The sequence below is a fragment of the Cupriavidus sp. HE11 genome (genome assembly GCF_056097175.1).
In genome coordinates this window covers 12816-39005 of sequence record NZ_CP184466.1, presented here as the reverse complement: position 1 = coordinate 39005, position 26190 = coordinate 12816, and the positions used below count along the sequence as shown (strand labels likewise).

At 62.6% G+C, this 26190-nt stretch carries 23 protein-coding genes; 10 read left to right on the top strand and 13 right to left on the bottom strand.

The genetic code is table 11. The annotated features are described in order from the left end of the window. Positions 1-12 precede the first annotated feature (12 nt). The 7 genes from ACOABP_RS28165 to ACOABP_RS28135 form a co-directional block, all read right to left on the bottom strand. Positions 13-987: a 2-hydroxyacid dehydrogenase gene (locus ACOABP_RS28165; RefSeq protein WP_474231030.1), complete on the bottom strand. Its 975-nt coding sequence runs from the start codon at positions 985-987 to the stop codon at positions 13-15. Beyond that, positions 984-2747 carry an ABC transporter ATP-binding protein gene (locus ACOABP_RS28160; RefSeq protein ID WP_474231028.1) on the bottom strand — a complete coding sequence of 588 codons (1764 nt, stop codon included), beginning with the start codon at positions 2745-2747 and terminating at the stop codon, positions 984-986. Before ACOABP_RS28160 ends, ACOABP_RS28165 begins: the two co-directional genes overlap by 4 nt. Before the next feature lie 5 nt (positions 2748-2752). Then, positions 2753-3601 carry an ABC transporter permease gene (locus tag ACOABP_RS28155; protein WP_474231026.1) on the bottom strand — a complete coding sequence of 283 codons (849 nt, stop codon included), beginning with the start codon at positions 3599-3601 and terminating at the stop codon, positions 2753-2755. Between the two features lie 5 nt (positions 3602-3606). Then, positions 3607-4581: an ABC transporter permease gene (locus ACOABP_RS28150; RefSeq protein ID WP_474231024.1), complete on the bottom strand. Its 975-nt coding sequence runs from the start codon at positions 4579-4581 to the stop codon at positions 3607-3609. A 36-nt stretch (positions 4582-4617) separates the two neighbouring features. Then, positions 4618-6183 carry an ABC transporter substrate-binding protein gene (locus ACOABP_RS28145; protein ID WP_474231022.1) on the bottom strand — a complete coding sequence of 522 codons (1566 nt, stop codon included), beginning with the start codon at positions 6181-6183 and terminating at the stop codon, positions 4618-4620. Between the two features lie 135 nt (positions 6184-6318). After that, positions 6319-7113: a class II aldolase/adducin family protein gene (locus ACOABP_RS28140; RefSeq protein ID WP_474231020.1), complete on the bottom strand. Its 795-nt coding sequence runs from the start codon at positions 7111-7113 to the stop codon at positions 6319-6321. A 599-nt stretch (positions 7114-7712) separates the two neighbouring features. Beyond that, positions 7713-8114: a nuclear transport factor 2 family protein gene (locus ACOABP_RS28135; RefSeq protein WP_474231019.1), complete on the bottom strand. Its 402-nt coding sequence runs from the start codon at positions 8112-8114 to the stop codon at positions 7713-7715. Positions 8115-8405: 291 nt separating this feature from the next. Here ACOABP_RS28135 and ACOABP_RS28130 point away from each other — a divergent pair, with 291 nt between their 5' ends. Beyond that, complete coding sequence (locus tag ACOABP_RS28130; protein ID WP_474231017.1) at positions 8406-8669, top strand: hypothetical protein; 264 nt, start codon at positions 8406-8408, stop codon at positions 8667-8669. Between the two features lie 191 nt (positions 8670-8860). Here ACOABP_RS28130 and ACOABP_RS28125 read toward each other — a convergent pair whose 3' ends face one another. Genes ACOABP_RS28125 through ACOABP_RS28105 form a run of 5 tightly spaced genes read right to left on the bottom strand, consistent with a single transcriptional unit; the run spans position 8861 to position 14537 of the window. Beyond that, a complete protein-coding gene (locus ACOABP_RS28125; protein WP_474231015.1) occupies positions 8861-9460 on the bottom strand; it encodes a GNAT family N-acetyltransferase in 600 nt (199 codons plus the stop codon). Positions 9461-9487: 27 nt separating this feature from the next. After that, a complete protein-coding gene (gene araD, locus ACOABP_RS28120; RefSeq protein ID WP_474231014.1) occupies positions 9488-11215 on the bottom strand; it encodes an L-arabinonate dehydratase in 1728 nt (575 codons plus the stop codon). A 56-nt stretch (positions 11216-11271) separates the two neighbouring features. Then, complete coding sequence (locus ACOABP_RS28115; protein WP_474231012.1) at positions 11272-12711, bottom strand: FAD-binding oxidoreductase; 1440 nt, start codon at positions 12709-12711, stop codon at positions 11272-11274. A gap of 2 nt (positions 12712-12713) precedes the next feature. Then, positions 12714-13541 carry an aldolase/citrate lyase family protein gene (locus ACOABP_RS28110; protein ID WP_474231381.1) on the bottom strand — a complete coding sequence of 276 codons (828 nt, stop codon included), beginning with the start codon at positions 13539-13541 and terminating at the stop codon, positions 12714-12716. Positions 13542-13544: 3 nt separating this feature from the next. Further along, the gene (locus ACOABP_RS28105) at positions 13545-14537 is read right to left on the bottom strand and encodes a Bug family tripartite tricarboxylate transporter substrate binding protein (protein WP_474231011.1); all 993 of its coding nucleotides are present in this window, start codon (positions 14535-14537) and stop codon (positions 13545-13547) included. A gap of 162 nt (positions 14538-14699) precedes the next feature. Here ACOABP_RS28105 and ACOABP_RS28100 point away from each other — a divergent pair, with 162 nt between their 5' ends. Beyond that, positions 14700-15728 carry a LacI family DNA-binding transcriptional regulator gene (locus ACOABP_RS28100; RefSeq protein WP_474231010.1) on the top strand — a complete coding sequence of 343 codons (1029 nt, stop codon included), beginning with the start codon at positions 14700-14702 and terminating at the stop codon, positions 15726-15728. A 41-nt stretch (positions 15729-15769) separates the two neighbouring features. Here ACOABP_RS28100 and ACOABP_RS28095 read toward each other — a convergent pair whose 3' ends face one another. After that, positions 15770-16612 (bottom strand): FadR/GntR family transcriptional regulator, encoded by an 843-nt coding sequence (locus ACOABP_RS28095; protein WP_474231009.1) that lies wholly within the window; start codon positions 16610-16612, stop codon positions 15770-15772. Between the two features lie 362 nt (positions 16613-16974). Here ACOABP_RS28095 and ACOABP_RS28090 point away from each other — a divergent pair, with 362 nt between their 5' ends. The 8 genes from ACOABP_RS28090 to aspA all read left to right on the top strand — a co-directional run bounded on the left by ACOABP_RS28090 (position 16975) and on the right by aspA (position 26128). Continuing rightward, entirely contained in the window at positions 16975-18177 is a 1203-nt protein-coding gene (locus ACOABP_RS28090; protein ID WP_474231008.1) for an ABC transporter substrate-binding protein, read from the top strand. Between the two features lie 102 nt (positions 18178-18279). Further along, positions 18280-19137 (top strand): branched-chain amino acid ABC transporter permease, encoded by an 858-nt coding sequence (locus tag ACOABP_RS28085; protein ID WP_474231006.1) that lies wholly within the window; start codon positions 18280-18282, stop codon positions 19135-19137. Positions 19138-19139: 2 nt separating this feature from the next. Continuing rightward, a complete protein-coding gene (locus ACOABP_RS28080) occupies positions 19140-20138 on the top strand; it encodes a branched-chain amino acid ABC transporter permease (protein ID WP_474231380.1) in 999 nt (332 codons plus the stop codon). Then, positions 20135-20902: an ABC transporter ATP-binding protein gene (locus ACOABP_RS28075; RefSeq protein WP_474231005.1), complete on the top strand. Its 768-nt coding sequence runs from the start codon at positions 20135-20137 to the stop codon at positions 20900-20902. Before ACOABP_RS28080 ends, ACOABP_RS28075 begins: the two co-directional genes overlap by 4 nt. After that, entirely contained in the window at positions 20899-21603 is a 705-nt protein-coding gene (locus ACOABP_RS28070) for an ABC transporter ATP-binding protein (RefSeq protein ID WP_474231004.1), read from the top strand. The genes ACOABP_RS28075 and ACOABP_RS28070 overlap by 4 nt, the downstream gene beginning before the upstream one ends. A 23-nt stretch (positions 21604-21626) precedes the next feature. Further along, positions 21627-22928, top strand: a complete 1302-nt coding sequence (locus tag ACOABP_RS28065; RefSeq protein WP_474231002.1) for a Zn-dependent hydrolase — start codon at positions 21627-21629, stop codon at positions 22926-22928. A 12-nt stretch (positions 22929-22940) separates the two neighbouring features. Further along, complete coding sequence (locus tag ACOABP_RS28060) at positions 22941-24470, top strand: M81 family metallopeptidase (protein WP_474231000.1); 1530 nt, start codon at positions 22941-22943, stop codon at positions 24468-24470. Between the two features lie 230 nt (positions 24471-24700). Beyond that, positions 24701-26128: an aspartate ammonia-lyase gene (aspA, locus tag ACOABP_RS28055; RefSeq protein WP_474230999.1), complete on the top strand. Its 1428-nt coding sequence runs from the start codon at positions 24701-24703 to the stop codon at positions 26126-26128. The last annotated feature ends 62 nt before the right edge of the window (positions 26129-26190 follow it).

Sequence of the window (26190 nt, the reverse complement as noted above, 5' to 3'; positions counted from 1 at the left end):
TTGGGTGGGGGCTCAATATCCAAGTTTGGGGTTGACGACGGCGGCGGGATGTTCGCCGCGTTCCAGCGCGTCAAGGTTGTCACGCGTTTGCCGCGCAATCGCAATGGCTTCGGTGCGCGCCGCGATATGCGGCGTGACGACAATGCGCGGGTGGTGCCAGAAGGGATGGCCGGATGGCAACGGCTCCTGGGCGAACGCGTCGAGCGTGGCGGCACTGAGCGTGCCGTCTTCCAGCGCGCGCAACAGATCGGCCTCTACCAGATGGCTGCCGCGCCCAACGTTGATGAGGTGGGCGCCTTTTGGCAAGCGTCGAAACAGGTCGGCATTCAGGAAGCCTTGCGTCTGCGGCGTCAGGGGCAGCAGGCACACGAGCGTGTCGCAACCCTGCAGGAAGGCGTCGAGCCCTTCGGGGCCGTGGAACGATTCAACGCCCTCGGGCAGGTCGGCCTTGGCGGAGCGGCTCCAGCCGCGTACGCGATAGCCGATGCCGCGCAATGCCTGGGCGCACGCCACGCCTAGCGTGCCGAGCCCCGCAATGCCTACGCAATGGCGACCTGGTGGCACGATGGGCTGCTCTTGCCACTGCGAGGCGGCTGCGCTTTCCAGATAGTGGCCCATGGACCGTTGCCGGTGGATGACTGCCCATGTCACGTAGGCGGTCATGGTGCCGGCCATGTCGGTGTCCACGATGCGGCACAGCGCGGGTGTTTGCGGCAGATGCGGGTCCGTGTGGAAATGATCGATGCCGGCCCCCAGCGACTGTACGAGCTTGAGATGGGGCATGCTGGCCAGTACATGTGGCGGGGGATACCAGCACACGGCGGCGTCCACGTCGTCAAGCGCGCCGAGGTCTGCACCGAAGCGCAGGTCCACGTCGGGCATGACCTGACGGAAGGCGGACGCCAGGTACGACATGTCCAGCACACTGCTCAACAGCGCCACGCACCGGCGCTTCTCCGATGCGGTCACGGCGGGAAGGGCGCTCATGCGTAGCCTCCCGCGCGGGCCGCCATCGCTGGCGCGGGCGGTGCGTATGCCTCGGCGCCGGGTGCCCACACCGCACCATGACGCTCGGCTTGATGAGCCGCATCCGGTGCGGTTTGCGCAGGCTGCGCTTCGCGCGACAGTTTTGGAATGGCGTCGATCAGCTTGCGTGTGTAAGCGTGTTGTGGATCGCCGAGGACACGTGCCGTGTCGCCATATTCCACCACTTCGCCACGTTGCATGACCGCGATCTGGTCACACATCTGTGCGGCCACGCGCAGGTCGTGAGTGATGAAGACCATCGCCAGCTTGAACTCCTCGCGCACCGTGGCGAACAATTCCAGCACCTGCGCCTGCACCGACACGTCCAGGGCGGAGACGGGTTCGTCTGCCACCAGCAGCTCCGGTTGCATGGCCAGCGCGCGGGCAATGCCGATGCGCTGGCGCTGGCCACCCGAGAACTCATGCGGATACCGTTCGGCTGCCTCCGGTCCCAGTCCAACCAGTGCCAGCAGCGAAAGCGTTCGCGCCATGGCCTCGGCCCGTGGCACGCCCTGGGCAATCGGCCCGGAGGCAATGGCTGCGCCGATGCGGTGACGCGGATTCAGCGATGCATACGGATCCTGGAACACCATTTGGATCTTGCCGCCGGAGCGTTGCATCAGGCTGCCGCCCTGCGGCAGGTTGCGGCCGTTGAACACGATGCGCCCGCTGTCGAATGGGGCCAGGCCCGTGATGCAGCGGCCCAGCGTCGACTTGCCCGAACCCGATTCGCCGACCAGTCCCAGCGTCTGGCCGCGCATCAGTTCGAGATTGATGTTGCGCGCGGCTGGTACTTCGCGCCCGCGCCGGAACAGGCTGCCGCCGGTGCGGTAGGTCTTGCACAGATCCTGCACCTGGAGCACGCGATGGTATTCGGCATTGGCGGCATCGGCCTGCGGTTGACGAATCTCGCCGCCGGGGATGGCAGCCAGCAGCTTGCGCGTGTAGGGATGCTGCGGCGCGCCGAGCACGCTGGCAGCCGGCCCGGCTTCCACCACCTGACCGGTTTGCATCACCACCACCTGATCGGCAATCTCGGAGACGACGCCGAAGTCATGCGTGATAAACAGCACCGCCATGCCACGCTTGCGCTGCAGGTCGCGAATCAGCGCCAGGATCTGCGCCTGCGTGGTCACGTCCAATGCCGTGGTGGGTTCGTCGGCAATCAGCAACCTGGGTTGCAGGATCATCGCGCAGGCGATCATCACGCGCTGTCGCTGCCCGCCAGACAGGCGGAACGGAAAGCTGTCGTAGATCAGTTCCGGTTCGGGCAGGCCCACGTCGGCCAGCGCGGCCACGATACGCTGGCGCTTTTCCGCTGCACCGAGGTTCAGGTGCGCGTCGAACACTTCGGCCAGTTGCTCGCCGATGCGCATGACCGGATTCAGCGCTGTCATCGGCTCCTGAAAGATCATGGCGATCTGCTGGCCGCGCAGGCGACGCAGTTCCGGCTCGCCGAGCGTGAGCAGGTTCTGCCCATCGAGCAGGATTTCGCCGGCCACGGGTTCGACGTGCGGGCGCGGCAGCAGCCCCATCACGGCATTGGCGATCATCGACTTGCCCGAGCCGGATTCGCCGACCACGCACAGGGTCTGGCCAGCGTGCAGCGTCAGCGAGGCTTCGGTGACGGCCAGTGCGCGGTCGCCGCCCTCCGGCAGGCGGATGCTGAGCCCACGGATATCGAGCACCGGTGCGGTGTCTTGCTTGGCGTTGTCAGTCATGTGGTTCACCGTCCCTTTCTGCGCAGGCGCGTGTTCAGCGCATCGTTGAGTCCTTCGCCGACCATGTTCAGCGCCAGCACCGTCAGCAGGATGGCCACACCGGGAAACACGGCCATCCACCACGCCTGGCGCAGCACGGTGCGCGCGGAGCCCACCATGTAGCCCCAGCTCATGTGATTGGGGTCGCCCAGGCCCAGGAAACTCAGGCTCGATTCCAGCAGGATGGCCGTTGCCACCATCAGCGATGCCATCACGACGATCGGCGACATGGCGTTGGGCAGAATCTGCGTCACGATGATCCGCAGGGTCGACTGTCCTGCCAACTGCGCAGCTGCTACGAAATCGCGCTGGCGCAGGGTCAGGAACTCGCTGCGTACCAGGCGGGCCACGGGCGGCCAGGACACGATGGCAATAGCCACGACGATCGACAGGATCGAGGGCTCGAAGATCGCCACCAGCACCAGCGCCAGGGCAAAGCTCGGCACCGACTGGAAGATCTCCGTGAAGCGCATCAGCGCCGCATCGATCCAGCCGCCGAAGTAGCCGGACACTGCGCCGAGCGTCACGCCAATCAGCAGCGAGACGAGCGTCGATACCAGGCCGATCAGCAGTGATACCCGCGCGCCGTGAATCACACCGGCCAGGATGTCGCGTCCCATGGTGTCGGTGCCCAGCGCGAAGCCGGCCTCCTGCATCGGATGCAGGAACGGTTGCTGCACCATGTCCCACGGGTCGTTGCCAGCCATCAGGGGCCCGAAGATCGCCAGTACCGCCACCGCGGCCATGACCGCCAGGCCCAGCACCGCAGCCTTGTTGTGGCAGAAGCGCTGCCAGAAGGATTGGTTGGTTTTCATGGTTGTCATTGCATCTCGATACGCGGATCGACCAGGGTGTAGACGAAGTCCGTGATCAGGTTGAACACTACGGCCATGGCGGCAGTGACCAGAAAGCAGCCGAGCAGCAGGTTGTAGTCCCGTTGCAGCAGGGCGTCGAACATCAGGCGGCCAATGCCGGGCCACGCAAACACCGTTTCGGTCAGCACCGCACCACCGATCATCCCGCCGGCCTGGATGCCAGCCAGCGTCACCACTGGCAGCAGGGCATTGCGAAGAATGTGGGCGCGCTGGATGCGGCCCGGACGCAGCCCTTTGGCGCGAGCGGTCTTCACGAAATCCATCTGCGCCACTTCCAGCATCGATGCGCGCGTCATGCGGGCGTAGACCGCCATGTAGAACAGCGCCAGCGTGAGCGATGGCAGGATCAGGTGCTGCGCGATATCGGCCACGCGCGCCATGCCATGCAAGTCCGCGCCCACGGTGAAATAGCCGAAACCGGGCAGCCATTCGAGCTGCACCGAGAACATCAGAACCGCCATCATCGCCAGCCAGTACAACGGGGTGGCATAGAACAGCAACGCGAACGTGGTGATGGCGTTGTCGGTCAGGCTGCCGGCGCGCCGGCTGGCCCACGCGCCCAGCGCCACGCCGAACAGCACCGACAGTACGAACGCTGTACCTGTCAGGAGCAGCGTGGCCGGCAAGCGTTGCACGATCAGGTCCAGCACCGGTTGCTGCTGCCGGTACGAGAAGCCGAGGTCCAGTTTCGCCACGTGGGACAGATAATTGCCAAGCTGCACCGGCAGTGGGTCATCGAGCCCGAACTGCGCGCGCAGCTGGGCCACGAACTGGGGATCGGAGGCGCCGGCTTCGCCGGCCATCACCGAGACCGGATCACCGGGGGCGGCCCGGATCAGCAGGAAGTTGACGGTGGCTATGACCAGGATGGCAAACACACCCTGGACAAGCCGGCTGAACATGCGCTGGGTACGACTCATGACGGAACTCCAAACGAGATACGGGGGCTGGCGCCATCAGGCCATCCAGGCACGGCCAAGGCTGTCGTTGAGGCCGATGCCGGAGCTGATCGGGTTGTTCAGCCGCGTGCGGAACAGTGTCGGGAAGTTCAGCTCGTGCATCCACACCACGGGCATTTCGTCGAGCAGGATCTTCTGCACGGCCTTGTAGATCTCGGCGCGCTTGGCCGGATCGAGTTCGCGCGAGCCCGCCGCGAAGAGTTCGTCCACCTTCGGGTTGCGATAGCCTTCGACGTTGTTGAACGGCGAACCCTGGGCGATGTTGTCGGACGTGTAGTTGCGCGCGACGCCCAGCGCCGGATCGCCATACTGGTAGACGTACGTGAACGCCAGGTCGTAGTCCCACTTGTTCAGCCGTTCGATCCAGCCGGCTACGTCGGTCGGTGTCATCTCGATCTTGATGCCGGCCTGCTGCAGGTTCTGTCGCACGATTTCCGCCGAACGCGTCCACGTCTCGCCATAGGGCAGCGGCAGCAGGCGCAGCGTTTCACCCTTGTAGCCGGATTCGGACAGCAGCTGTTTGGCTTTGGCGAGATCGCGCGGATATTTGGCGACGTCGGTGCTGTAGAACTTGATGTGGCTGTTGAAGGGGCCGGTGGCGGTCTTCGCATAGCCTTGCCACGCGACCTTGGCGATGGCGTCGCGGTCGATCGCGAACGCCATCGCCTGGCGGAACTTCACATTGCCCATCACGCCCTTGCGATGGTTGACCCACAGCCAGGAGTGCGGTGCGAAGAATTCCCAGCCTTTGGTCGAGGTCTGCACGCCCGGCAGCTTGGCCAGGCGCGGCACATCGAAATATTCGACCGTACCGCCCGGCACCAGGTCGACCTTGCCCGATTCAAACGCGGCGGCCCGCGCTGCGGCATCGGGAATCACGTGGAAATAGACCGCATCGACCAGCGGCACGTCCGGCTCGTGGTACTGCTCGTTGCGCACGAGCTGGATGTACGAGCCGCGCACCCATTCCTTGAACTTGAGCGGACCGGTGCCGATGGGCCGGGCATTGGCCGGGTTGGTCAGGAAGTCCGTACCGTCGTAGATGTGCTTTGGCACCATCGGCATGGACCCAACCTCGAAGATATTGAGGAACGGGCCAAACGGATACTTGAGCTTGAACTCCACCGTGTATGGATCCACGGCGCGGATCGATTCCACGGCGGCCAGGTTGGCGCGCAGGCGGGCGTGGGTCTTGCGCAGGAAGACATCGGCGGAGAACACCACGTCGGCCGATGTGAACGGCTTGCCGTCATGCCACGTCACGTTGCGCTTGAGCTTGAACGTATAGAGCGTGCCGTCGGGGGTGATGGTCCACGACGTGGCCAGCGAGGGAAGGGGCTCGATCTTTTCGGAGTAGCGCAGCAGGCCTTCGTAGATGTTGCCGGAGATCAGTTGCGTGGGGCCGTTCTGCGTGATGCCGATCATCAGGCCGGACGGCTCCGGCTGCACCAGCGCGTTGATCACGCCGCCTTTCTTGCCTTGCGCGAGCACGTGGAATGGCACTCCGGCCAGCGACAAGCCACCTGCGGCGGCACCCAACTTGATCAGTTCGCGACGATTCATGACAAATCTCTCCTGGGGGGCAGAATTTCTGGTGATGCGAATTGGCAGGGCGAACGCGGCCCGCACCGCGCGACGGGCGCGGCGTTTTAATCGATCGATGAATTCAGGCGCCGCGCGTCTTGCGGCGCCGTGCGGCTATGCGCGATACGAGGCTTCCGTCTGCGGCGCCAGGCGCTGCAGCAGGGCGCGCCATTCCCGTGCGTACGGCTCGGGGGCACCGGGCAGCCGATTGGTATCGCCACTTTCGTATTGGCGTGCCGTGCGTTCGCGGATCTCGGCGGGCACGACGTACTCGGGTTGGCCGGTTGACTGGATGGCAACCTGCACGCGGCAAGCGCGCTCCAGGTTATGCATCAGGATGAAGGCTTCGGCCACGCTACGGCCCAGCGTGAGCAGGCCGTGATTGCGCAGGATCAGCGCGCGCTTTTGCGGGCCCAGATCGGCCACAAGCCGCTCGCGTTCCTCGAGGTCGAGCGCGATGCCTTCGAAGTCGTGATAGGCCACGCGATCGTGAAACTGCAGCGCCCACTGGTTGGCCGGCTGCAGCCCGCACGCCAGCGACGACACCGCAACGCCGGCCACGGTATGCGTGTGCAGCACGCAGGCTGCGTCATGGCGGGCAGCGTGCACGGCGCTGTGGATGGTGAAACCGGCGGGATTGACGTCGCATCCGGGCGGCGCGCTGATGATGTTGCCGTCTAGATCGATACAGACCAGCGAAGATGCCGTGATGTCGCGGAACAGCGTGCCGAACGGGTTGATCAGGAACCGGTCGTGTGTACCCGGCACGCGCGCTGAAATATGGGTGTAGATGCTGTCGTCCATGCCGTACAGCGCGACCAGCCGATACGCGGCGGCCAGGTCTTCACGGACTTGCCGTTCTGCGGACGATATGGAATGGAGGGGGATTGCGGAGACAGTGTTACCCATGGGTTTCATGATCCTTGCTGGTTGGAAGGCACGACGCTCGGGGACATCTGGTTTTCTGTCGGCTGTCGACAGTTGACATTGCAAAGTTATATGCAAGGAGCAGGCCACAGGCAAGGTAGGGACAACCCCGCAATAGGAAATCCGGCGGGAAGCCATTGATTTACTGGGGAATTATTTCTGGCATCCGGCCGATTTCGTGAAATCGGCGCAAACGAAGCAACTGCAGGGCGCGCGCAGTTGGTGCGCTTTCGATGCGAAGGCGCGTTTTTCTTGTGCGCGACGTCAAAAGGGTGCAGCGAAAATGCGGCGCATGGGAGACACCGGGCACCGGAACGTTGCGACAGAACGGCTAAGCCGCACTGCAGCAATATGATCCTTTCATCACTGCATCAAGGGGGACGGGGCAACCGCTACCGCATCGGGACGGCAGCATGCCGGGCTATGGCTCCGTACTGGGAGTGCAACCGTTCGGCCTGGAAGAAACGCAGGCGTACGGCCGAGCCGAGGATATGGGCCGTCGCGCCGTCGAACGCAATCCGCGCGACCTCGGCCGCCCCCGTCGCTTCGGCCTCGGCAAACGCGCGGCGAGTGCCGAAAAGCTATAGCAGCCGCGCGGTGGTGTCGTAGAACCCGCGCCAGCGCACGATCTTGCCTTCGCGCACGGTGAAGATGTGGACCCACGGCGCCACGTATTCCCTGCCGCAGTGTTGCCCGCTGCATTTGACCTTGCCTTTCACCTCGCCGACGACCACCAGCCGGTCGCCGCATTCGATGATGTCCTCCGTGGATTCGAACTTATGCACCTCCTCGTCCTCATCCATCTGCCGGAAGACTTCGCGTATCTCCGCCTTGGTGCGGCGAGGGCCGGCATAGCGCAGTTCGGACTGTGGCCCGACGAATTCCCATTCGACCTCGTCGGCGAACAGCGCCATCAGGTCTTCCATGTTGCCGGCGTTGAATGCCACGTACGAAGCCCTGACGATTTCAGCGGGTGTCTGCATGATGATGTTCCTCCCTTGTTCCGGGCCGTTCGCTAGGTGCCCTGCGAGCAAGTAAAGGTGACCAGCGCAGGACGTGCAAGGAACGTCTCGCACGAATCAAGGACTCAACACCCGGACTGGACCAGAAAACTCCATTTTCAGGTGTGCGATCGCTTCAGTCAGACACGTCGACGCGCTCTCGGCATCATCATGATTGATGATGCGAAAGCCCGCGGGCACGCCTTTAATGGTGTCCAGGGGTCGCCCGCTTCATGGAAAGGCGCGCCCCGGTCTTGTGGGGAGGGCAAACCGATGCGTGGACTCGATATCAGGGCTGCATACGCCACCGCCAAGGTCCTGCTCCTGACCGAGCAGGTCAAGGCAGAGGGAACGATGTTCGGGCTTGTCAGTGATGAAGCATCTGGCGAAGGGCGGGCGGACTTTGCGGCAGGTATCCATGAGCCGCCGATCATGTTCCGGGATGAGCCGAGCCTGCTCGCCGGTTGGCAGCGCGGCCACGATATGGCGGAGTCAGAGCACCTGCTGGGTCCATTGCGCCGCTGGCACTTCATCTGACAAGCCAACGTCGTGCGCTGCATTTCGCCTGGCCTCTCGGCTTCTTGGTTGAATCGCCGCAAGGACTCACGAGCATGTTCCACAAGTCGATGGCGGCTCTCTTGCAAGGCTTGACCATCGACATTGGCGACTCGAAGCCTCAGGGTGACACGGTGTCGACGCGATGTTCGAACAGCCACCCGTGTCGGCAACTAGGACGGCAACCGCCGACGGAGGCGCGGCCCAACCTCCTTGAAACCATGATTCCGATAGAACGCCAGGGACCTATGCCATGTTGGCTGCGATGGTGCGCCGACCTCCAGCATGCTCCATTGCTTCGTTTCGGCGTGCAGCAACGCGCGATTCAACAACGCTTCGGCGTAGCCCGCCGACCGTCGCTCTCGCACGACATATAGCTCGGTGATAACCCCGAAGTTTCCATCGGCATACAAGGCATTGACTTCTGTGAGCATGATGATGCCGACCGGCTGGTTGTTTTCCTCAAGCAGGAAGCCGCATACCCGCTCGGTATCGGCCAGTACCCGTTTAACCATATCGAGGTCCAGGTCGCGATGCTCCTGGGCCGGTGTTTGCCGCAGCTCATTGAACAACGCTCCGACCAACTGGCTGACGAGTGGAGCATCTTCAATGCTTACTGGGCGTATCTGGAGGGGCATGGCGATGGACGCAAGACTGGTGACGATCCGCCCGATGTTAGCAGGTAAGCCCAAGGCGTCCTGCTTTCCCGCAACTCCGTCGTAGAACAAAAAAAGCCCGCGAGCGGGGGCAGCGCGGGCGTAACGCAACCTCACGAGGTTTTGCGCGGAGCGACCTGTAGGTCAGTAGATGGCGGGTTCCCCGGGCGACCGACCGAAGGACGTCTCCAGATAGTCGAAATCGCAGCCTTTGTCCGCCTGAAGGATGTGCTGGGCGAACATCCAGCCATAGCCGCGCTCGAACTTGCGCTCTGGCGGCGTCCATTGTTCTCGCCGGCGTTCCAGTTCCTCGGCGCTAACCAGAAGGTCAAGCTTCCGCTCGGCAACGTCCACGGAGATCTGATCCCCGGTCCGAACGAAGGCGAGGGTGCCACCCACGAATGCCTCCGGTGAAACGTGGAGAATGCAGGCGCCGTAGCTGGTGCCGCTCATCCGTGCATCCGAAATGCGCAGCATGTCGCGTACGCCTTGCTTGACCAGTTTGCCCGGGATGGGAAGCATGCCCCATTCGGGCATGCCGGGGCCGCCTTGCGGGCCGGCGTTCCGGAGGATCAGGATGTCGTCGGCGGTGACATCGAAGTCGTCGCTGTCGATGACTTCCTTGAGCGAAGGGTAGTCGTCGAATACGATGGCCCGACCCGTGTGTTTCATCAGACGGCTTTCCATCGCACAGGGCTTGATAACGCAGCCTTCGGTCGACAGGTTCCCCTTCAAGACCGCAAGCGCACCCTCCGGGTAGATCGGATTGTCCGTATCCCGGATCACATCATCGTTGTGGCAGGCCGCGTCCTGGATGTTCTCACCGAGCGTGCGGCCGTTCACCGTGCGCTCGTCCAGCGATAGCAGGCCGCCGAGCTTGCGCATCAGGGCAGGGAGGCCTCCCGCGTAGAAGAAATCCTCCATCAGGTACTTGTCGCCGGTAGGCCGCACGTTTGCGATGACCGGCACCTTCCGGCTCGCACGGTCGAAGTCGTCCAGCGTCAGATCGTGGCCGGCGCGGCGCGCCATCGCGATCATGTGGATGACGGCGTTGGTCGAGCAACCCATGGCCATCGCGACCGTCACGGCATTGTCGAAGGCACCGCGCGTCAGGATCTGTCGCGGCACCAGGTCTTCCCAGACCATCTCGACAATGCGACGTCCAGAAGCCGAGCACATGCGGATGTGATTGGCGTCCGGCGCGGGAATCGACGAGGCGCCTGGCAAGGTCATGCCAATCGCTTCGGCGACGCCAGTCATGGTGGAGGCGGTGCCCATCGTCATGCAATGCCCATGGCTGCGGGCAATACCACCTTCGACACCCTGCCAATCCTGGTCACTGATGACCCCTGCACGGCGATCATCCCAGAACTTCCAGGCGTCAGACCCGGAACCGAGCACCTTCCCATGCCAGTTGCCACGCAGCATCGGACCGGCAGGAATGTAGATGGCCGGCAGTCCCGCGCTGATGGCGCCCAGCAGCAGGCCAGGGGTGGTCTTGTCGCAACCACCCATCAACACGACGCCGTCGACCGGATGCGACCGGATGAGCTCTTCCGTTTCCATGGCGAGCATGTTCCGGTACAGCATCGTCGTCGGCTTGACGAAGTTTTCCGACAATGACAATGCGGGCAATTCCAGAGGGAAGCCGCCCGCCTGCAGCACGCCACGTTTCACGTCCTCGACACGGGTCTTGAAGTGGGCGTGGCAGGGATTGATGTCCGACCAGGTATTGATGATGGCGATGATCGGCTTGCCGGCCCAGTCAGCCGGCGCATAGCCCATCTGCATGATGCGGGAACGATGGCCGAAACCACGGAGGTTATCGGGGGCGAACCACCGTGCGCTCCTCAAATCTTCTGCTTTCTTCATGGCATGGGTCTCTGGTTTATGTTGTCGCTATCCTGCGACCTTTGTGCTGGCGCGGTTCAGGTATTCAATACCTTGCCGGGATTCATCAGGTTCTGCGGATCCAGCGCCTTCTTGATGCGATGCATCACGTCCATCTCGACGGCCGTCTTGTAGTGCAGCAGTTCGTCACGCTTGAGCTGGCCGACGCCGTGCTCTGCGCTGATGCTGCCGCGTAATGCCACCGTGGCATCGTGGATGATCTTGTTGACGGCGTCGGTCCGGGTTTGCCAATCCTTTGCATCGACACCGTCCGGAGCGCTGACGTTGAAATGCAGATTGCCGTCGCCGAGATGGCCATAGATGATGGGTCGCACACCGGGGAACGCTGTTTCCAGTACAGGAAGCATGCCCTCGACAAACGCCGGGATCCGCGAAATAGGCAGCGCGACGTCGTGCTTGATATTGCCGCCATCCATCTGCTGGGCGTGCGTGACGTTCTCACGGAGGTCCCACAGAACCTGGGTCTGCGCGAGACTTGAAGCCAGTGCCACATCCTTGATGGAGCCCTGTTCCATGCAGGCCATCAGGGCCGCCTGCATGGCATCATTCAAAGCGCTGCCGTCGCCGCCATCGGCCGCCTTCATCAGCAGGTACCAGGCGCAATCCTGCTCAAGCAGGGGCGGGGTATCGGGGAAATACTTGCGAACCAGTTCGAGCGCGGGATGCGAGATGAGTTCGAACGCTGTAAATCGGTCGCCCATCGACGCGCGCATGGCGTCCAGGACGCTGACGGCGTCTTCCAAAGACGCTACGCCTGCGAACGCGGACGCCTCGGCCGTCGGCAGGGGGAACAGCTTCAGGGTGGCAGCGGTCACGATGCCAAGCGTGCCTTCGGAACCAACAAACAACTGTTTCAGGTCATAGCCGGTGTTGTCCTTGCGCAGCGCCCGCAGCAGGTCCAGCACCTCGCCATCGGGAAGCACCACCTCGAGGCCCAGCACCAGTTCCCGCATGTTGCCGTAGCGCAGCACCTGCATGCCGCCGGCGTTGGTGGCAAGGTTGCCGCCAATCTGGCACGACCCTTCGGCACCCAGGGAGAGCGGGAAGAGCCGCCCGGCGGAAGCGGCAAGCTCCTGGAGCTGCTTCAGGATGTAGCCCGCTTCGACGGTGACGGTGTTATTGCGTACGTCCAGTTCGCGCAGCTTGTTCATGCGGCCCAGTTGCAGGACGACCTGTTTGCCGGAAGCTGTCGGGACGGAAGCGCCGCACAGGCCGGTGTTACCACCTTGCGGGACGATCGCTACCCCTGCACGGGCAGCGAGGCGAACCAGCCCCTGGACTTCGGCGGTCGTTGCCGGCCGCAGTACGGCGAGGACAGGACCCTGAAACTTGCCCCGCCAGTCTTTCACGAAAGCACTGAGGTCCTCCCCACGATCTGCCGTCAGGACATTCGCTTCGCCGATGAGCGAGCGAGCCTCAGCCAGCCAGGCTTGAGCGTCGAACGTCACGATGGTCATCCTCAATAGCTGCTGGTGGCCGGCGTGCCGTTGGGGTGTCCCGTGCTGCGGAAGCGCGCCGCTGCACCATCCAGGCCATTGCGCAGCATGACGGTATCGAGAGCCACGGCAACGAACTGCGCGCCGACTTCCAGGCATTCCCGGGCGCGCGGCTCGTCGACCATCAGGATGCCGGGGGCTTTGCCGGCCGCGCGGATGCGACGAATGGCGTTATCGATGGTTTTGCTGACTTCCGGGTGATTCGCGCGGCCGGGATAGCCAAGGCTGGCGGACAGGTCCGCCGGGCCAATGAAAATCCCGTCAATCCCTTCGATGGCGGCGATGGCTTCAATCTGGTCCAGCGCTTCAGCTGTCTCCACCTGGACGAGCACGCAGAGTTCCTCGGCGGCGCGGGCCACGTAGTCTGCCGTGCGGCCGAAGTTGGCGGCGCGGGTAGAGCCGCCCATGCCTCGGATCCCGCCAGCGGGGTAGCGCGTTGCCTTGACCGCAGCTTCTGCCTCGGCCGCGTTCTGGACGAAGGGCAGCAGCAGCGTTTGCGCTCCAATGTCCAGGTAGCGCTTGATCAGGACCGGGTCATTCCAGGCGGGGCGCACCACGGCGTGGGTGGGCAGCATGCCTTGGGGCGGCTGCGCGGCGGCGGTCGCCTGCAGTTGGCTCAGCATCAGCGGGACGTCGGTCGGCGTGTGCTCGGTGTCCAGCAGGACCCAGTCATACCCGGCGCCGGCGATGAGTTCCGAGACGTAGGGCGACGGAATGGTCGACCACACGCCAATCTGGGCGCGGCCTTCCTTGAGGGCTTTCTTGAAATGATTGATCGGCAGCATAGGGATGACTTAGTTCGTGCGAATGTTGGCGCTCTTGACCACGGGAATCCAGCGGCCAACTTCGGTGGAGATGAAGGTTGCCGCCTGCTCGGGCGTTCCCGGGGTCGCGGTGTTGTTGATCTTGGCGAGCTGCGCAATGACTTCCGGCTGCTTCAGGATGTCCTGGCAGGCCTTGTTCAGTCGCTGCACGACGTCCGCAGGCATGCCTGCCGGGCCTTCCAGGCTGGTCCACGAGTAGTTCACGATGCGCGGCTGACCCGCTTCGGCCATGGTAGGCGTGTTGGGCAGCTGCTCCAGGCGGCTGGTACCGGCGACGGCCAGGGCCTTCAGCTTGCCACCCTGGACAAACGTCACGGCGGATGTGGCAGGCACGAAGAGCAGATCCAGCTGACCGCCAATCAGGTCGGTCATGGCGGGTACGTCGCCCTTGTAGGGCACGGCATTCAGGGAGATTCCGGTGGTCTGCTTGAACAACTCCGTCGTCATGTGGCTCGACGAGCCAATGCCGGTCAGTGCAACGTAGAGCGCGTTTGGTTTGCTTTTGGCAATGTCGATGAGTTCGGCCACGGTGTTGGCCTTGAACTGCGGTGCGGCCACCAGCAGCATGGGTGCCCGGCTCAGCATCGCAATATGGGTGAAATCCTTGCGGGCGTCATAGCGGACGTTCGCATTGACCAACTGGTTCATGGCGTGGGTGCCAGGACCGCCAATCACAAGGGTGTAGCCGTCCGGTGTGGCACGCGCGACGGTGTCGGACGCCAGGGAGCCATTCACGCCAGGCCGGTTCTCCACGACAAATGGCTGACCAAGGGTTTTGCTGAGCTGGTTGGCGATCAGGCGTCCAACGACGTCGGTCTGGCCGCCGGGCGGGAACGGCACGATCAGTGATACCGGTCGCGAAGGGTAGGTGTCAGCGAAGGCACTGCCCATGGGAGCAACGAGGGCGGCGGCCAGGCCAATCAGGAGGGTACGGCGGGATGCGATGTGGACGTGATTGTGCATTGTTGTCTCCTCTTATGATTGCGCAATCATAGTCCCGCTTGGCATCGTGAGATCCATATAGAAATGCGTTTTTCAATGATATTTGGTGTTAGCAACATGGTTGCCGTAACATTGCAATCATCCTGATTGGTCAACCATCCGATGCCATCCAGGAAACCGAGCGTGGCGCCCACGCTGAAAGACCTCGCTCGCCTTGCAGGCGTTTCTCCCATGACGGCGTCGCGCGCCTTGCACCGGCCGGACCTTGTGGCTGAGGAGACCAGGCGTCGTGTCGAGGCGGCCGTGGAACAGACCGGGTACGTCTCTAACTCGCTGGCGGGTGGATTGACGTCGCGTCAGACGCGTTTGGTGGCGGCGATCGTCCCGTCTGTCGGGCACTCCCTGTTCTCGGACATGCTGGATGAACTGGTGGGCGTGCTCGAGACGGAACGTTATGAAACGACGCTGGGCATCTCGCGATATGACCCGATGCGGGAGGAGAACTGGCTTGCCACGATGCTGAGCCGGCGCCCGGATGGCGTTGTGCTGACCGGCATCGAACACACTGCAAGGAGCCGGCGCCTGCTGCTCAACGCAGGCATCCCTATCGTCGAGCTATGGGACTACACGCCGCATCCGATGGATGTCGTCGTGGGGTTCTCGCAGGAAGATGCAGGGCGGGCGGCATATCGACACCTGAAGGCGTGTGGCTACCGACGGCCGGCGCTACTGCGCTCTGATGACAGTCGTGCGGGGCGCCGGGCGCTGGGCTTCAAGCGTGCGGCGCAAGAGGACGGAGAGCCAGAGCCGGCGGAAATCGTGTTTCCGGAAACGAATCCTCAGGCAGGACGTGGGAGGGAAGTCATGAAGGTCCTCCTCCAGCGCGCGCCTGAGACCGATGCGGTCTTCTGCAGTTCGGATTCGCTGGCACTTGGGGCGCTCGCTCACGCGCATGCTGTGGGACTAAAGGTACCGGAGCAACTGGGTGTGATGGGCTTCGGGAACCAGGCTCTGGCGGCAGATGGCGTGCCAGCGCTGTCCACCCTGGCCGTCGACGGCGCAAGGATTGGCAACCAGGCGGCACGGGCGCTGCTCGCGCGCATGCGAGGAGATACCGCTTCGGTAGCGATGGACGTGGGATTCGAGACGATTGCCCGGGAGAGCACGCACAAGAACGGATCCGTTCGGGCGCATGCAGGCAATGTTCGTTGAGCAGATCAGGGCTGTCTCGAACGGTTGGCATGCGCCATGACTCACTCGGGTTTTTCTGGGGCGTCCTGTGGCTTCAACCACGTACGCCGCGTCATCTCCGAATCCAGTACAAGCCGGCCATGCACCCGACCGTTCATACGGGTGACGAAATGCGTGCACTCTTCCATATGCGCCGACATCAGTGCACGTACCTTGTCGGTATCTCGCGCACGAGCCGCTTCCAGGATACGGCGGTGAAATGAAACATTCGCTGCGCCAAAGCGCTCATGCTCGCACGCTGGGGTTTCGTTTCCAAAAACAACGAGTTGCCGCAGCATTTCGTTGATCAGCTGGCAGCAAAAACGCAGCATCGGGTTTGGATTGGCTGCGGCGAGGATGTCATGGAACGTCAGGTCTTCCTGGCGTTGGTCGAGCATCTGCGATTCGGCTGCGGCCTTCGAGGCCGGATCGCATAGGTCGATGGTGCGTTCGAGCGCCCGGAAATCGTCTTCCGTCAGATGGGGAATCGCGCCTGCTGCGAGCTCCGGCTCGAGAAGCCTGCGAATGGTGTACACGTCCGAAATTCCCACATCCTTGAAGAACAGGTAGTTCTGCATGAGCTGGAACGTACGATCCAGCGGGACTTCGACAATCGTGCCGCCACCGGTAGGCCCTGTGGACACACTGATCAGGCCTTGCACCTCCAGAGACTTCAGTGCCTCGCGAATCGTGCTTTTGCTGACCGAGAACATCTGTTGAAGCTTGACCTCGTGGGGCAGCTTGTCACCGGGTCGGAGGTTGCGTTGGGTAATCAGCCTCTTCAGCTCTTCGGCAACCAGGTCCGCGCGCTTTTGCTTGCGGATGCCGATGGCGCCTTCCTTGGCCTCGCGAAACATCGTCGACATTGCCCAATCCTTGGTGAGTGCCGGACGCGTTTGGCGTGTCCGGGTTTGCTGCGCGCCATTCTAACCAGCGCCGCCAGGCGTTCGCATGGCGAAGGGGCGATAGTCCGAATCGGGGCGGCGTAAATGGGCAGCCCGCGCAATCGAGGCTGCGTAAACCCTGACCCCCGGTTCATTGACAAGCCGTTCTTGTCCTTCCTAAGATGATTCTATTCTATTTATCATCATAAATAGGATAAACAAGATCGACCTGCCTCTCGCTGTGTCGGCGCCAAGAGGCGGCACATGTGGAGTCTGTCCAGGTGGCACTTGAGCCACTCAAAGGGCTGCTTCACCGCACAATCCCCATCTACGAGGAGTGAGCCGTGAACCGTCGTGATGTGCTGAAGTTGGCTGCGCTGTCGGCAGTCCCAGGTGTAGTGACCTACTCACGCACCGCCCTTGCCGCAGGCGAAGCCATCGAGCTGGGGTGCCCGGTGCCGATGTCCGGCCCGTTTGCCGCAAACGGCAAGTTTGCGGATCTCGGGATGAAGCTTGCGGTGGAGCAGTACGGCAAGGTCCTTGGACGTCCGTTGCAATACAGCGTCCTCGACACGGAAGGCAAGCCCGCCACGGCCGTCAGAAAGGTCCAGGAATTGGCGCAGCAGAAATCGGCGCGCTATTTCGCCGGTGGGATCCTTTCCTCCGAATCGCTTGCCATGGGCAAGGAAGCGGAGAAGCTCGGCGGGGTCTTCGTGACGACTGCAGGCGCCGACGAGATTACGGGCAAGGACTGCAATCGTTCGACCTTCCGGTGGTCCGTGCCCACATATGGCGCGATCGAGCGTACCGTGCGTCCGCTGATCGACGCGATGCCGAAGGCAAAACGCTGGTACACGATCACGCCCCAGTACGTGTTTGGCGAAGGGCTCCTTTCTGCAGCAAAGGCCATCTTCAAGGAAAAGGGCATCGAGCACGTCGGCAACAGCTATCACGCGCTGACCGAGAAGGAATTCAGCGGGTATCTCACCAACGCGCTGGCCGCCAAGCCGGATGTGCTGCTGATCCTTAACTTTGGCTCGCAATCCTCGGACACGCTTCGGCAGGCCGTGAGCTTCGGCATGAAGAAGAACACGACGATCCTCGTCGCATGGGCGTCTGGGCTTGAGCAGTTCGAGTCGCTGGGCGCAGATCTCTGCGAAGGCGTCTACTTCGGTGCGCAGTACTGGCATGGTGTGGATACGCCCCTGAACCGCGATCTGGTGAAGCGCGCCAACGATAAATTCAAGGCCAATCCAAACTACAGCATGGCAGGTTCGTATATCTGCACGAAGATCCTGGTCGATGGGATGATCAAGGCTGGCACTGCCGATCCCAAGGCCGTCGTCGCCGCCCTGGAAGGGCTGAAATACGAGGGCCTGACCGGGCCCGAAGAAATTCGTGCCGGCGACCACCAGGTCCTCAAGAACTACTACCTCCTGAAAGGCAAAGCCAAGTCCCGCATGAAGGACAAGGATGACTTTGCCGAAGTCGTGAGCGTTGGGAAAGCATTCCTGCCGCTCGACCAGACGCAGTGCAAGATGGCATAAGCCGCGCGAAGCTGCGGCGGTTCTGACCGCAGCCCCCCAGTTCAATACGAGCCACCAGGCTGCGCCGCCGCAGTCTGGCGGCCGCACTCATTCGCTCGGTTTATGAACGTCTATCTGCTACAGGTGATCAATGGCGTCGGAATCGGCATGCTCTACTTCCTGCTGGCAGTGGGGCTATCGATTGTCTTTGGACTTCTGCGCTTTGTGAACTTTGCCCATGGTGCCTTCTATGCGCTGGGCGCTTATCTCTGCTTCCAGGCCCTCCAGTTCGGCCTGAACTTCTGGGCCGCGCTCGTACTGGCCCCGGTGCTCATCGGCGCGCTGGCATGGCTCACCGAGAAAGTCATGCTGCGCTACGTCTACGCGCAGCCCCACGAATTTCACATCCTCATTACCGTCGGACTGGCGCTGGCCATCCAGGAACTCATCATCGTCGGATGGGGGCCGCTTGGCGTGGACGTTCCGCCGCCAGACGTGCTGCAGGGCGTCGTGATGTGGGGCGACTTTGTCTACCCGAAGTACCGGCTCTTCGTGATCGGATTCACCGCGCTCCTGGCGATTGCCCTCTGGTGGCTGCTTGAGGGCACGCGCATCGGCAGTGCCGTTCGCGCCGGCAGCGAATCGACAGAAATGGTGTCGCTGTTGGGCATCAACGTGTTCCGGCTGTTCAGCCTGATGTTCGCGCTCGGCGCCGGCACCGCAGCCATTGCAGGTGTGCTGGCGGCGCCCATCCGCGGTGCCGAGCCGTTCATGGGTGTGGAGGCGTTGGGGGTGGCGTTCATCGTGGTCGTGGTGGGCGGCATGGGCAGTTTCGCTGGTGCGCTGGTGGGCGGGCTCCTGGTCGGGGTGGTGCAGAGCCTGATGAGCACGCTCTGGCCGGAAGGTGCGCGGCTCATGATTTATGTGGCGATGGCTGCGGTACTGCTGCTGCGCCCGCATGGTCTGCTGGGGAGGGGATGATGATGGCGTCTGGCAAACAATGGCTAATCCGCTACCGCTACTGGTGGCTCGCGCTCGGTATCACCGTGTTGCTCCCCCTGATGATGCGTTCGGGGACGCTCGCGACCGAAGTGCTCATCTACGCCATGGCGGCCATGGCTTGCAATCTCCTGCTGGGATACACCGGCTTGCTGTCGTTTGGCCAGGGCATCTTCTTTGGGCTCGGCAGCTATGCGGCGGGCATAGCATTGACGCGGTTTGGCGGCCTGCCGATGCCCGTTGCGATCCTGGGCGCTGCCGTAACCGGTGCGCTGGCCGCGGGGTTGGTGGGATGGTTCTCCATTCGTCAGCGCGGCACCTACTTTGTGATGCTGACCCTGGCGTTCGCGCAGATGTTTTATTTCATCGCGTATACGGCGCCTGGCCTCACCGGTGGTGACAACGGCCTGCTCGATATTCCCCGGCCACCGATCGCCATTGGCGGGCACGCGCTGATCGACCTGACCTCGTCCTGGGGATTCTACGGCTTCGTGGCGGTGCTGTTCCTGATCGTCTTCGCCCTTGTCCTGCGCGTCACGGAGTCTGTCCTCGGGCGCACGCTACTGGCGATTCGCGACAACGAAGAGCGGGCACTGGCCGTGGGCTATAACGTCCGCGCCTTCAAGTTGCTGGCGTTCGTGATCTCTGGCGCGGTCACGGGTTTGGCCGGTGCGTTGCACGCCATGCTGACGGGGATTGCCCCGCTGGCAAACATCGACTACCACGCCAGTGAAATGATCCTGATCATGACGGTGATCGGCGGGACCAGCAACATCTTCGCCTCTGTCCTCGGCGCGGCGTTCTATGTGCTGCTAGCGGACTGGCTGTCGACACTCTGGCCACGATGGCTGATGTTGCTGGGCTTCCTTCTCATTGCCGTCAGCCTGTTCATGCAACGCGGGCTGTGGGGTCTCGGCGCATCTGTCGCTACGCGCCTGCGAGGCGTGCGGAGCGCGGCGGCCACCCAGGAGGAGCGCGCATGACTACACCGATCCTTGAGGCGACGGGTATCGTCAAGCAGTATGGGAAGTTCATGGCGCTGGGCGGCGTGGATCTTCGCGTGATGCCAGGGACCATCCATTCGGTGATTGGCCCGAATGGCGCTGGCAAGACAACACTCTTCCACATGCTCACCGGAACCCGGCCGGTCAGTGCCGGACGGATCGTGTTCGAGGGCAAGGACGTCACGGCCGAGTCCGATTATCAGCGGGTGCAGCGCGGCATCGCGAGATCCTTCCAGGTGACGAGTCTGTTTCCCAACCTGTCCGTCCGGGAAAACCTGCGGCTGGCCGCGCTCGGTACGTCGCCCAGGAAGGCCATGAGCGGCTGGCGCTTGCCGACTGGTGAACTGGCCTGCACCGAAGTCGTGGTCCAGGTGCTGGACCGGCTCGAGCTTTCGCATGTGGCAAATGCCGCTGCCGGCGTGCTTTCGCATGGTCAGCAACGTCGCCTGGAAGTGGGCATGGCGCTGGCAGCACGCCCGCGTGCGGTGTTTCTCGATGAGCCCACTTCCGGGATGGGCGTGGACGACCTGGGCGCCATGAAGCGACTGATTCGCGGTCTGGTGCAGGACCATACCGTTGTACTCATTGAACACAACATGGATATCGTGATGGACATCTCCGACACCATCACCGTGATGCAGCAGGGCAAGGTCCTGATGGAAGGGGCGCCCGCCCACGTGCGCGGCGACCCACGTGTGCGCGCCGCCTATCTCGGCAATATGATCACCGGGGGCAAGGCATGATGCTCGATGTACAGGATATTCACGGCTACTACGGCAAGAGCCATGTGCTGCAGGGCGTCTCGCTGGCCATCGGCGATGGGGAACTGGTCACGCTACTGGGCCGGAATGGCGCCGGTAAGTCGACGACGCTGAAAGCCATTGCCGGGATCGTGGCGCCGCGCGGTGGGCGCGTGCTGTTTCGGGGCAAGGACGTGGCGGGCATGGCGCCATTTCGCATTGCGTCGCAAGGCCTGTGTTTCGTGCCGGAGCATCGCGGCATTTTCAAGTTGCTGACCGTCGAGGAGAACCTGAAGCTCGCGGCGAGGAAGGCGTCTCCCTGGCAGCTTGACGATGTGTACCGGATCTTCCCCCGTCTTCGCGAGCGACGCAGCAATGGCGGCGCACAGCTTTCCGGGGGAGAGCAGCAGATGCTGGCGATCGGACGCGCCCTGATGAATCACCCGCGCCTGCTCATGCTCGATGAGCCCGTGGAAGGCCTGGCGCCGGTCATCGTCGAAGAGATCGTCGCGCAACTCAAGGTCATCAAGGCTGCGGGGATTCCCATTCTCCTCGTGGAGCAGAACCTGGAAGTCTGCATGCAACTGGCCGATCGTCATGTCGTCATCGAACAGGGCAAGGTGGTCTACACCGGCAGCAACGAAGCGTTCCGCCAGGACGATGCCGTCAAGGACAAGTACCTCGGCGTCGGTCTCGCGGTTTGATCTGTTATCGCACTGGAGACAGCATGGGCAACACGCAAGCAAGCCGCTGCGACGACACCTCCGCGCGCGCGGGAGAAGCGTTACGCATCGACGGGAGCCGGTTGTGGGACTCGTTGATGCGTCTGGCCGAGATTGGCGCGACGCCCAAAGGGGGCGTCTGTCGCCTCGCGCTGACCGAACTGGATCGGCAGGGCCGGGATTTCTTCGTGCGGGAAGCCAAGGCGGCAGGGTGCACCGTGCGCATTGACGCCATCGGCAACATCTTTGCGCGCAGGGCAGGGCGAAACGACAGCCTGCCACCTGTCATGACGGGCAGCCACATCGATACGCAGCCGACAGGCGGCAAGTTTGACGGGAACTATGGCGTGCTCGCTGGCATTGAAGTCCTCCGAACCCTCAATGATCATGGGATTGTCACGCAGGCGCCGCTGGAGGTGGCCGTCTGGACGAACGAAGAGGGCTCGCGCTTTGTGCCCGTCATGATGGGGTCTGGCGCGTACATCGGCGAGTTCGAGCTTGCGGGCCTGCTTGCGCAGACCGATCGGGATGGCATCTCGGTGGGAGAGGCACTCAAGGCCATCGGGTATGAGGGTTCGGCACCCCTGGGTGAGGGTAAGCCCCGAGCGTACTTCGAGGCCCATATCGAACAAGGGCCGGTGCTCGAAGCAAACGAGACCACCATCGGCGTGGTTACCGGCGCGCTTGGGCAACGATGGTACGACGTCACGGTAACGGGGATGGAGGCCCACGCGGGGCCGACACCTATGGCGCTTCGCAAGGATGCGCTGCTTGCTGCCGCAGAGCTTGTGGGCATCGTCAACCGTATTGCGCTGGACCATCCGCCACATGGACGTGGCACCGTGGGCTGCCTGAGCGTTCACCCCGATTCGCGCAATGTCATCCCCGGGCGTGTCAGCATGACTGTGGATCTCCGGGCGTCGGACGACGGGCGCCTGTCCGCCATGCACGATGACTTCTTGACCCGGACCCAGGAATTGGCAACACGCCATGGGGTTTCCATCGATGTCCGGCAGGTCGTCTACTTCCCGCCACAGCCGTTCGATACGGACCTGGTCAAAGCGGTGCGTACGGGGGCCGCGGAATTGGGTCTGTCGGAGATGGACGTGATCAGTGGCGCGGGTCATGACGCGGTCTATCTCGCGCGTGTTGCACCGACTGCGATGATCTTCGTGCCATGCAAGGACGGCATCAGCCATAACGAAATCGAAGACGCGAAGCCCGAGCATCTGGAAGCGGGAGCCAATGTGCTGCTGCACGCCATGCTCGATGTCGCAAACCAGCCATCGTCGACCTCACGTCGATAAGCCGAGGAACCCATGAAGATTCTGATTGCCAGGCTGAACCACGAAACGAACACGTTTTCACCGGTAGCCACGCCGCTGGAGTCCTTCCATCCGCGCTACGGGACCGAAGGTTACAGGGCTGCGAAAGGAACCCGCACCGCAGCCGGCGCGTTCATTGAACTTGCCGAGGCAGCGGGCGCGGAGATTGTGGTACCGGTGATTGCCGGTGCAAATCCTAGCGGACGCGTGGCGGCCGCGGCCTATACACACTTGACGGATGCCATCGTCGCGGCAGCCCCAGGCTGCGACGCGGTCATGCTGGATCTCCACGGCGCGATGGTGGCCGAGAACAGCGATGACGGCGAGGGTGAGTTGCTCGCGCGTCTGCGCCAGGTCTTGCCCGACGCGCCGCTTGCCGTGGCGCTGGATCTCCACGGCAATATCACCCAGTCGCTGATCGATCACGCAGACATCGCAGTCAGTTTCAAGACATATCCCCACGTCGATATGTACGAAACCGGGGAGCATGCCGGCCGCCTGCTCCTGGACATGGTGGCAAAACGGATACGCCCGGTCATGGCGTGGCGTCGGCCGCCGCTCATCACGCATACCCTGAGGAGTCGAACCGACGAAGGGGCCATGGAGCGGGCAGTATCCCGGGCGAAGGAAGCCGAGCGGGACGGCATGCTGGCGGTCTCCGTGCTGGCCGGCTTTGGCTTGGCCGACATTCCGGCACCGTGCCTGAGCGTGATCGTGGTCGGCAACGGCGATCAGAAAGCGGCGGAGGCTGTAGCCGATAGCATCGCCGCGCAGATCTGGGAAGATCGGGCGGATTTTTCTTATGAGTCCGATCCGCTCGCCGTATCCGTCGCCACGGCTGCCCAGGCTGCCAATGCGACTGCAGAACATCGTCCCGTACTGCTGCTGGATCACGGCGACAATTGCATGTCGGGCGGAACGTGCGACAACATGGCGGTCCTTCATGAAGCCTTGGCTCAAGGCCTGGAGGACATTGCGGTTGGGCCCGTGTGTGATCCCGAAGCCGTGGCAGAACTCATCGCAGCGGGCGTTGGAACGAACGTCACGCTCAAGGTGGGCGACAAGGTGGCAATGCCCCAACTCAACCTGTTCCCGCAATCCAGAACGCTTTCCGGCACTGTTGCCGCAATCAGCGACGGCGAGTACGTCATCTCGGGCCCCACCTATACGGGCCAGAGGATCCGCATGGGGCGTACTGCCTTGCTCGATACAGGGGCGGCGAAAGTCGTTATCACCGAAACGCCCCAGGAACATTGGGATCTTGGCATCTTTACGAATGTCGGGATCGACCCGCTCGCAGCCCGATTTCTGCTGCTGAAGTCGCGCATGTACTGCCGACCGGTCTTCGTCCCCATCGCCAAGGCAGTTGTGGAGTGCGATGGCGAAGGCGTGACCAGTTCCCGCTACGAGAAATTCCCGTTCCGCAACGTGTCCCGACCAGTATTTCCGTTGGACAAGAATGCGGCATGGCCAGCCCAGGATGATTCCACCGCGCGACCGGGTGATCGAGTCTCGTTCGGGTAAGTCGCTGGCGGGCGGACTGAGCGCCCGTCTGACTCGGACGGGGCGGTAACCGTCCCGTCCGTCGGGCACGCCGTGCTCCTGGACGCCCCGACCAGCCTCGATGCCTGCCGTCCCCATGTTTTTGTTGCATAACCGGCAGTATCGTGGTGAGCGTAATACTCTCTTTGCATGACACCCGCGCAGGGGATGTCAGCTCCATACACTACGCATGTTGCTGAGGGAGACAAGTCATGGCCAACACACCGTTTCGCATCGAACACGACCTCATCGGGGACAGAAAAGTACCGTCGGATGCCTACTATGGCGTCCACACCCTTCGTGCGGTTGAAAATTTTCCTATCACCGGAACGCCCATTTCCATCTACCCAGAGTTAATCAAGGCGCTGGCGGCAATCAAGCAGGCGGCAGCCCTTGCCAACCACGAGTTGGGGCTCCTGGATGAACCACGATGCAATGCCATCGTCGATGCCTGCAAGGAAATCATCGCTGGTCATTTGCATGACCAATTCGTTGTGGACGTGATTCAAGGCGGTGCGGGCACCTCGACAAACATGAATGCCAACGAGGTGATCGCCAATCGTGCCTTGGAACTGTTGGGCCACAATAAGGGCGAATACGCTCATCTTCATCCGAACGAGCACGTCAACATTGGCCAGAGCACCAACGATGTCTATCCAAGTGCGCTCAAGGTGGCGACCTGGTTTGGTATCGCCGGACTGATTGAGGCGATGGCCACGCTGCGCAGCGCATTCGAAGCCAAGGCGACAGAGTTTGCGCACATTATCAAGATGGGGCGTACCCAACTGCAGGACGCCGTGCCGATGACGCTGGGCCAGGAGTTCAGCACGTATGCGGTGATGTTAGGTGAGGATGAGCAGCGCTTGCGTGAGGCGTCAATGCTCATCTGCGAGATCAACCTGGGTGCCACCGCGATCGGTACCGGCATCACCGCGCACCCGTCATACGCACCGTTGGTATTGCAGCGGCTTCGGGACATCACACACATCCCTTTGCAGACGGCCCCAAATCTAATCGAAGCAACGCAGGACTGCGGCGCCTTCGTGCAACTGTCCGGGGTGCTCAAGCGCGTAGCGGTGAAGCTATCGAAGACTTGTAACGACCTGCGGCTGCTGTCGAGCGGGCCGCGGGCAGGGCTCAACGAAATTAACCTGCCCCCGATGCAAGCAGGGTCCAGCATCATGCCGGGAAAGGTAAACCCGGTCATCCCCGAGGTCGTCAATCAGATCGCCTTCGAGGTGATTGGCAACGACGTCACCGTGACCTTCGCGGCAGAGGCAGGTCAACTACAACTCAATGCGTTCGAGCCGATTATTGCCCACAGCCTCTTCAAGAGCGTAAGTCACCTTCGGAATGGTTGCTTGACGCTTGCAGAGCGTTGCGTCAATGGGATTACCGCCAATGAAGAAAGGCTTCGCGCGATCGTGGAGAATTCCATCGGTATCGTGACAGCGCTGAACCCATACATCGGATACGCCAATGCGACCGCCGTTGCGCAGGAAGCCCATGCCACGGGCGGCAGCGTCTATGAGATCGTGCTGCAAAAGGGCTTGTTATCGAAGGAGGAGTTGGACCGAATCCTTCGCCCTGAAACACTGACGCAGCCGGTACCACTCGGAAATAGGGATCCGTCGCGCTGAACGGTCGCCTGCGCCGGAGTGCATTGCGGCGCAGGTCGTCCATTAGGATGAGAATCAAGCGC

Excerpts from the sequence above, each read along its gene's own strand:
- ACOABP_RS28165 (WP_474231030.1), bottom strand. The coding sequence starts at position 987 with ATGAGCGCCCTTCCCGCCGTGACCGCATCGGAGAAGCGCCGGTGCGTG.
- ACOABP_RS28160 (WP_474231028.1), bottom strand. The coding sequence starts at position 2,747 with ATGACTGACAACGCCAAGCAAGACACCGCACCGGTGCTCGATATCCGT.
- ACOABP_RS28155 (WP_474231026.1), bottom strand. The coding sequence starts at position 3,601 with ATGAAAACCAACCAATCCTTCTGGCAGCGCTTCTGCCACAACAAGGCT.
- ACOABP_RS28150 (WP_474231024.1), bottom strand. The coding sequence starts at position 4,581 with ATGAGTCGTACCCAGCGCATGTTCAGCCGGCTTGTCCAGGGTGTGTTT.
- ACOABP_RS28145 (WP_474231022.1), bottom strand. The coding sequence starts at position 6,183 with ATGAATCGTCGCGAACTGATCAAGTTGGGTGCCGCCGCAGGTGGCTTG.
- ACOABP_RS28140 (WP_474231020.1), bottom strand. The coding sequence starts at position 7,113 with ATGGGTAACACTGTCTCCGCAATCCCCCTCCATTCCATATCGTCCGCA.
- ACOABP_RS28135 (WP_474231019.1), bottom strand. The coding sequence starts at position 8,114 with ATGCAGACACCCGCTGAAATCGTCAGGGCTTCGTACGTGGCATTCAAC.
- ACOABP_RS28130 (WP_474231017.1), top strand. The coding sequence starts at position 8,406 with ATGCGTGGACTCGATATCAGGGCTGCATACGCCACCGCCAAGGTCCTG.
- araD (WP_474231014.1), bottom strand. The coding sequence starts at position 11,215 with ATGAAGAAAGCAGAAGATTTGAGGAGCGCACGGTGGTTCGCCCCCGAT.
- ACOABP_RS28115 (WP_474231012.1), bottom strand. The coding sequence starts at position 12,711 with ATGACCATCGTGACGTTCGACGCTCAAGCCTGGCTGGCTGAGGCTCGC.
- ACOABP_RS28105 (WP_474231011.1), bottom strand. The coding sequence starts at position 14,537 with ATGCACAATCACGTCCACATCGCATCCCGCCGTACCCTCCTGATTGGC.
- ACOABP_RS28095 (WP_474231009.1), bottom strand. The coding sequence starts at position 16,612 with ATGTCGACGATGTTTCGCGAGGCCAAGGAAGGCGCCATCGGCATCCGC.
- ACOABP_RS28085 (WP_474231006.1), top strand. The coding sequence starts at position 18,280 with ATGAACGTCTATCTGCTACAGGTGATCAATGGCGTCGGAATCGGCATG.
- ACOABP_RS28080 (WP_474231380.1), top strand. The coding sequence starts at position 19,140 with ATGGCGTCTGGCAAACAATGGCTAATCCGCTACCGCTACTGGTGGCTC.
- ACOABP_RS28075 (WP_474231005.1), top strand. The coding sequence starts at position 20,135 with ATGACTACACCGATCCTTGAGGCGACGGGTATCGTCAAGCAGTATGGG.
- ACOABP_RS28070 (WP_474231004.1), top strand. The coding sequence starts at position 20,899 with ATGATGCTCGATGTACAGGATATTCACGGCTACTACGGCAAGAGCCAT.
- ACOABP_RS28065 (WP_474231002.1), top strand. The coding sequence starts at position 21,627 with ATGGGCAACACGCAAGCAAGCCGCTGCGACGACACCTCCGCGCGCGCG.
- ACOABP_RS28060 (WP_474231000.1), top strand. The coding sequence starts at position 22,941 with ATGAAGATTCTGATTGCCAGGCTGAACCACGAAACGAACACGTTTTCA.
- aspA (WP_474230999.1), top strand. The coding sequence starts at position 24,701 with ATGGCCAACACACCGTTTCGCATCGAACACGACCTCATCGGGGACAGA.